We start from the raw sequence: 6,284 nt of genomic DNA, 5'->3' as shown, positions 1-6,284 counted from the left end.
GTGCACCGCTGATTAGCTACGTTCGGATGGGATAACCGCTGAAAGCATCTAAGCGGGAAGCTCGCTTCGAGATGAGATTTCCATACACCTTGTGTGTGAGAGGCCCCCAGCCAGACCACTGGGTTGATAGGCCGGATGTGGAAGCGAGGACTAACGACTCGTGAAGCTGACCGGTACTAATAGGCCGATAACTTACACCACACACTCTTCCCGTGAACGGATTCAAAAGACGTTCACACCATGGGGAGGGTACAAAGAAACAAGACTGCTTGCGTCCACTATGTGGTTCCCAAACAACAAACCCGTCACCGACGGCACTGTTGCACMGGAACCGACAACAAAATAACAACACCACAGATGTTGTAACCACAGTTTTCCCCACCCCCGCCAACAGCGGGCCGGTGGCGGAGCAAGGGTTACGGCGGTCATAGCGTGGGGGAAACGCCCGGTCCCATCCCGAACCCGGAAGCTAAGACCCACAGCGCCGATGGTACTGCACCCGGGAGGGTGTGGGAGAGTAGGTCACCGCCGGAACACCATTAACGGTCGAGGACCCCCACCACCAGGTGGGGGTCCTCCCGCATTTAACCCCCCTCTCAGGCAGGGCCGGGACCCCGCAACACCTGCGGGAGCATCCCGCCACACCCCGCCAAACGTGAGGGAGCGTCACCGGACTTCCCGACCAAGGTAGGGGAGCGTCACAGCCGCCGTCGACCACCCAACTGCGCGCCAGCCGGCGGCCGCCGACAGAAGTGCCGCAGGAGGTTGTGAGACTTCCCACCGCGGGCCCCCGTCGACCTGGTGCCGTTAGCCGGTGGCGGGTTGCTCGCCTAGAATTGGGGGAGATGTACGGACTTCGAAGCGCTTGATTTCGGGTTGCGTAGGAAACGAAACACGGAACAGAGCGGCTGCGATTGCGCCAGTGGTCAGCTCACAACAGGAGGATTCCAGCATGGCTGAGCACAATGATGGCAACCGCGGCGGCAAGGCCCACGGCAACTCGGGCGGACGCAGTTCCGGTGGAGCCCCGTTCCGCGGCACCAGCAACTCTGGCGGCGATCCCCGCGGATTCCGTTCCAGGGAAGACCGTGACCGCAAGCCGTATGGTGATCGTGCTCCTCGTGAGGGCGGGGATCAGCGCGGCTTCGGAAACAGCGAGCGTAAGCCGTACAGCGGCGGCGGTGAGCGTAAGCCTTATGGTGATCGTGCTCCGCGTGAGGGCGGGGGTCAGCGCAGCTTTGGTGGCGACAGCCGCCCGTCCTATGGTGACCGCAAGCCGTACAGCGGCGGTGGTGAGCGTAAGCCTTATGGTGATCGTGCTCCGCGTGAGGGCGGGGAACAGCGCAGCTTCGGCGGCGGCGACCGTAAGCCTTATGGTGATCGTGCTCCGCGTGAAGGTGGGGGACAGCGCAGCTTTGGTGGCGACAGCCGCCCGTCCTATGGTGACCGTAAGCCGTACAGCGGTGGTGGCGATCGTGACCGTAAGCCGTACGGTGATCGTGCTCCCCGTGAAGGTGGGGGACAGCGCAGCTTTGGTGGCGACAGCCGCCCGTCCTATGGTGACCGTAAGCCGTATAGCGGCGGCGGTGACCGTAAGCCGTACAGCGGTGGTGGCGATCGTGACCGTAAGCCGTACGGTGACCGTGCCCCGCGTGACGGCGGGGATCAGCGCAGCTTTGGTGGCGACAGCCGCCCGTCCTATGGTGACCGCAAGCCGTACAGCGGCGGTGGCGACCGTGACCGTAAGCCGTATGGTGACCGTGCCCCGCGTGAAGGCGGCGGCCAGCGCAGCTTCGGCGGCGGTGGCGACCGTGACCGCAAGCCGTACGGCAGCGGCGAGAACCGCAAGCCCTTCGGCACCCGCGAGGATCGTCCCGCACGGGGCTTCGACCGTGGCGACTCAGGCCCGCGCCAGTACGGACGCGACCGCCCCGAGGACCGTCCGGTTCGCGTGCCCAATGCCCGCGACCTCCGCAGCGCCAACCGCCCGGACCGGGAGCGTTCACCCCAGATCGACGAGGACGTCACGGGCAAGGAGCTTGACCGCGCCACGCAGCACCAGATCAAGACCCTCGAAGGCACCAGCGCCGAATGGGTGGCCCGCCACCTCGTCATGGCCGGGCGGCTCCTGGACGAAGAACCCGAGCTTGCCTTCCAGCATGCCCTGGCGGCCAGCCGCCGTGGCGGACGCCTCGCGTCCGTCCGCGAAGCTGTCGGCCTGACCGCCTACGCAGCCGGCCACTATGGTGAAGCCCTCCGGGAATTCCGGACCTACCGCCGGATCAGTGGCTCCAACATGCACCTGCCGGTCATGGCCGACTGCGAACGCGGCCTTGGCCGCCCGGACCGTGCCCTGGACATGGCCCGGTCCGACGAAGCCAAGGATCTCGACGCCCCCGGCAAGGTGGAACTGGCCATCGTTGCAGCCGGGGCCCGCACCGACCTCGGGCAGCTCGACGCCGCGGTTTCCGAACTGGAAATCCCGCAGCTGGACATCAACCGCGCCTTTTCCTACAGCCCCCGGCTGTTCCGTGCCTATGCTGACGCGCTGACGGCAGCCGGCCGCGCTGCCGAAGCCGCCAAATGGCAACGCCAGGCCACCGTGGCCGAAAACGCGCTGGGCCTCGGGGCTGACGAGGAACCAGACATCATCGATCTCGGCTGGGACGAGGAAGAAGAAGCCCGCGAGGAGGAACGGCAGCGCCGCCTCCGCGCGCAGGAGCATGCCGACACGCACGCCGGAACCGAAGAGCGCGCACCGCGTGCCGCCGGTGCCGGTGCCGCGGCAGAAGCCACCGGCGCCGCAGCCGGAGTGGCCGGCTTGAACGCGGGCGATGAGCTCGCCAGCGACGACGGAGCCGACGACGCCGAAGCCGGCTACTTCGAGTCTGACGACGCCGAGTCCGACCTGGATTCAGTGGAATCCGACGTGCTCGACGAAGCTGATGACGAAGCCGATGACGAAGCCGACGGCGAAGCGATCGACGAGGCCGACCTGGAACTGAACGATGACGCGGACGAGGAACTCTCCGCTGACTCAGAGCGGGCGCAGCACGAAAGTGTGGAGGACTAATCGCATGACGGGTACCGCCCTGATCTCCACCTTTGATGCCCTGCTCTCCGATCTTGACGGCGTTGTCTATGCCGGCCCCAACGCCATTCCCGGGGCCGTCGAGTCGCTGCGCCGGCTGGCCGGGGTGGGCGTCGGGCTGGGCTACGTCACCAACAACGCATCCCGTTCCCCGGCACAGGTGGCCCAACACCTGCGCGATCTCGGCGCCCCCGCCGAGGACCACCAGGTGGTGAGTTCCTCGCAGGCAGCGGCAGCGCTGCTGGCGTCGATGCTGCCGGCCGGGGCACACGTGCTGATCACGGGCAGTGCCGCACTTGCCCGGGAAATTGAACTGGTTGGCCTGGTTCCCGTCCGCGGCGCGGAGGATGCCCCCGTCGCCGTCGTTCAGGGCTTTAGTCCGGAACTTGGCTGGAAGGACCTCGCCGAGGCATCGTACGTCGTCGCCGGCGGCGCCCTGTGGGTGGCCACCAACACGGACTGGTCCATTCCCCAGGCGCGTGGAATTGCCCCCGGTAACGGGACGCTCGTGGCCGCCGTGGCAGCCGCGACCGGCAAGAGTCCGATCGTGGCCGGCAAACCCGAAGCCCCACTGTTCCACACTGCCGCCAAGCGGCTGGCGGCGGACCGGCCGTTGGTCGTCGGCGACCGCCTGGACACCGACATCCTGGGCGGCAACAACGCCGGTTTCGCCACCGTCGCCGTGCTGACCGGAGTGGACACGAGGGAATCGATCCTCGCGGCACGATCTGTGGAACGCCCCGATTTCCTCATCAATGATCTGACCGGCCTGTACGCGCCATACCCTGCCGTAGAGCACGACGCCGGGCGGTTCCGCAGCGGCACGGCCTCGGCGGTCGTGCGGGGGCAGTCGGTCCACATCAGCGGCGACCCCGCCGACCTCGATTCGTGGCGTGCCGCCTGTTCGGCCTGGTGGGCCGCAAACCCCGAGACGACCAGCGCACTGGCTCCGGTTCTCGAGTGGTCCGATCACTAGGCTGGACACATGAGCGAGCTACACCAGGGACTGGACCAGGCCCCAGACGAACAGCCGGCTGAGGCGCCGACCCCTGCGGCCGATGTCGCTTGGCCCGAGCTGCCGTCGCAGCAGCTCCCGGCGGAGCTGTCCGGGCACGCCGCACCAGAACACGCGGCAGCAGTCCTGGATCCGGCCGTCAACGCTGTCCTGGACCGCCTCGGGGCCGTGCGGCAAATGCCTGTGTCCGGGCACGGCGAAGTCTATGCGGGCATGCATGATGCCCTGCTGGAGGCCCTGAACGAAGACGTCGCCGGCCACGCCGGCGTGGCGCGCCGTATCCATGCCGCGGGGAACGGGGGATCGTGAGCCGGCTTGACCAGGCACTCGTCAGCCGGGGGCTCGCCAGGTCCCGGACCCATGCCGCCCGGCTCATTGCCGAGGGCAAGGTGAGCTCCGGGGGCGAGGTCCTCGCCAAGGCGTCCCTGCAGGTCCCGGAGGACGCCGCGCTGGACGTCACGGCCTCGGCCGAGGACGGCTACGTCAGCCGCGCCGGGCACAAGCTGGCCGGCGCGCTGGATGCCTTTCCCGCCGTCGGCGTCGCAGGCAAACGGTGCCTCGACGCCGGCGCCTCCACCGGCGGGTTCACCGATGTGCTGCTTCGGCGCGGTGCGGCCCACGTGGTGGCCGTCGACGTGGGGCACGGCCAGCTGGTGCCGGAAATCCGGAATGACTCCAGGGTTTCCGTGCACGAAGGCCTCAACGTCCGCTACATGGCGGCCGCGGAAATAGGCGGACCGGCCGCCCTGACGGTGGCTGACCTGTCCTTCATCTCGCTGACGCTTGTGGTGGCGCCACTCGCGGCCTGCACCCTGCCCGGCGGCGACCTCGTCCTCATGGTCAAGCCACAGTTCGAGATCGGCAAGGACCGGCTGGGCCGGACCGGCGTGGTCACCTCGGAACGCGAACGCCGGCTCGCCGTGGGCAAGGTGGCTGCCGCCGCCGTGGACGCGGGCCTGGTCTTGTCAGGCCTCGCCCAGAGCCCGCTGCCGGGCCAGGACGGCAATGTCGAATACTTCCTGTGGATAAAACGCGCGATGTCGGAAGTCCCGCCTAAGATCGAGGAGCGGGACGCAGCTGTTGCTGCGTTGCTCGGAACAATCTGGCCGAACCACTAGTACCACCAGAAGGCGGAACCTGATGAGCAGGCGTGTCCTGATCCTGGCCCACACAGGGCGCGAGGAGTCCCTCAAGGCTGCCTGGGAAGCGTGTGCGCTGCTGCACGAATCCGGGCTGGTCCCCGTGCTGCAGGAGAACGAGCTCGGGGACATGGTCCGCTTCTTCGGCCGGCTCGACCACCCGGTCGAGGTCCTTCACGACCACGTGAAGCTGCCCGACGTGGAACTTGTCATGGTCCTCGGCGGAGACGGCACCATCCTCCGGGCTGCCGAACTGGTCCGCGAAGTCGATGTGCCGCTGCTTGGGGTGAACCTTGGCCACGTGGGGTTCCTGGCCGAGAGCGAACGGGCCGACCTCGCCCAGACCGTCGAGTGGATCGCCAGCCGTGACTACACGGTGGAAGAGCGCATGACGATCGACGTCCAGGTCTGGGTCCGCGGCCAGAAGATCTGGCACACCTGGGCCCTGAATGAGGCCGCGATCGAAAAAGGCAACCGGGAACGGATGCTGGAGGTGGTCACCGAAGTCGACGAACGCCCCCTGACCTCATTCGGCTGCGACGGCGTCGTCCTGGCCACGCCCACAGGCTCCACGGCCTACGCGTTTTCCGCCGGCGGTCCCGTGGTGTGGCCCGAGGTCGAGGCCCTCCTGATCGTGCCGATCAGCGCCCATGCCCTCTTCGCGAAGCCGCTCGTGGTTTCGCCGCGGTCCCGGCTCGCCGTCGAGATCCTGAACCGCACCGACGCCCAGGGCGTCCTCTGGTGCGACGGCCGCCGCTCGGTGGACCTGCCGCCCGGCGCGCGCGTCGAAGTGACCCGCTCCGCAACGCCCGTGCGTCTGGCCAGGACGCACCAGACCCCCTTCTCCGGCAGGCTCGTGCGCAAATTCCAGCTCCCCATCCAGGGCTGGCGCGGGCCCGTGCCCCAAACCCGGGCCATCCACACCGGCCCCCTCCCGATCATCCGCACGCCCCGTCCCATGCCGCCGCTTCCCTCGCCGCGCCACGCCGAACCCGGTGACGCGCCCGATCCCTCGCCAGATCCCACAACCGAGAAGTGA

5 protein-coding genes and 2 rRNA genes are annotated in these 6,284 nt (G+C 67.8%); all 7 read left to right on the top strand.

Going from position 1 to position 6,284, the window contains the following annotated elements:
* Nucleotides 1-201 (top strand): 23S ribosomal RNA (locus tag AC1D1A_RS19360); the annotation flags it as partial.
* Nucleotides 202-417: 216 nt separating this feature from the next.
* Nucleotides 418-534: ribosomal RNA gene (gene rrf / locus AC1D1A_RS19355) — 5S ribosomal RNA — on the top strand.
* Nucleotides 535-952: 418 nt separating this feature from the next.
* Complete coding sequence (locus tag AC1D1A_RS19350) at nucleotides 953-3,073, top strand: hypothetical protein (RefSeq protein ID WP_476948478.1); 2,121 nt, start codon at nucleotides 953-955, stop codon at nucleotides 3,071-3,073.
* Between the two features lie 4 nt (nucleotides 3,074-3,077).
* On the top strand, nucleotides 3,078-4,067 hold the full coding sequence (locus AC1D1A_RS19345; protein WP_476948477.1) for an HAD-IIA family hydrolase: 990 nt from the start codon (nucleotides 3,078-3,080) through the stop codon (nucleotides 4,065-4,067).
* Between the two features lie 9 nt (nucleotides 4,068-4,076).
* Complete coding sequence (locus AC1D1A_RS19340; RefSeq protein WP_230010829.1) at nucleotides 4,077-4,415, top strand: hypothetical protein; 339 nt, start codon at nucleotides 4,077-4,079, stop codon at nucleotides 4,413-4,415.
* Nucleotides 4,412-5,224 (top strand): TlyA family RNA methyltransferase, encoded by an 813-nt coding sequence (locus tag AC1D1A_RS19335; protein WP_476948476.1) that lies wholly within the window; start codon nucleotides 4,412-4,414, stop codon nucleotides 5,222-5,224. Before AC1D1A_RS19340 ends, AC1D1A_RS19335 begins: the two co-directional genes overlap by 4 nt.
* Nucleotides 5,225-5,246: 22 nt before the next feature.
* Nucleotides 5,247-6,284 (top strand): NAD kinase, encoded by a 1,038-nt coding sequence (locus tag AC1D1A_RS19330; RefSeq protein WP_476857871.1) that lies wholly within the window; start codon nucleotides 5,247-5,249, stop codon nucleotides 6,282-6,284.

The sequence above is a fragment of the Arthrobacter sp. P1_B9 genome (assembly GCF_056406495.1).
Note: the sequence above shows the minus strand (reverse complement) of the source record. Positions and strands in the feature narration are given on the sequence as shown.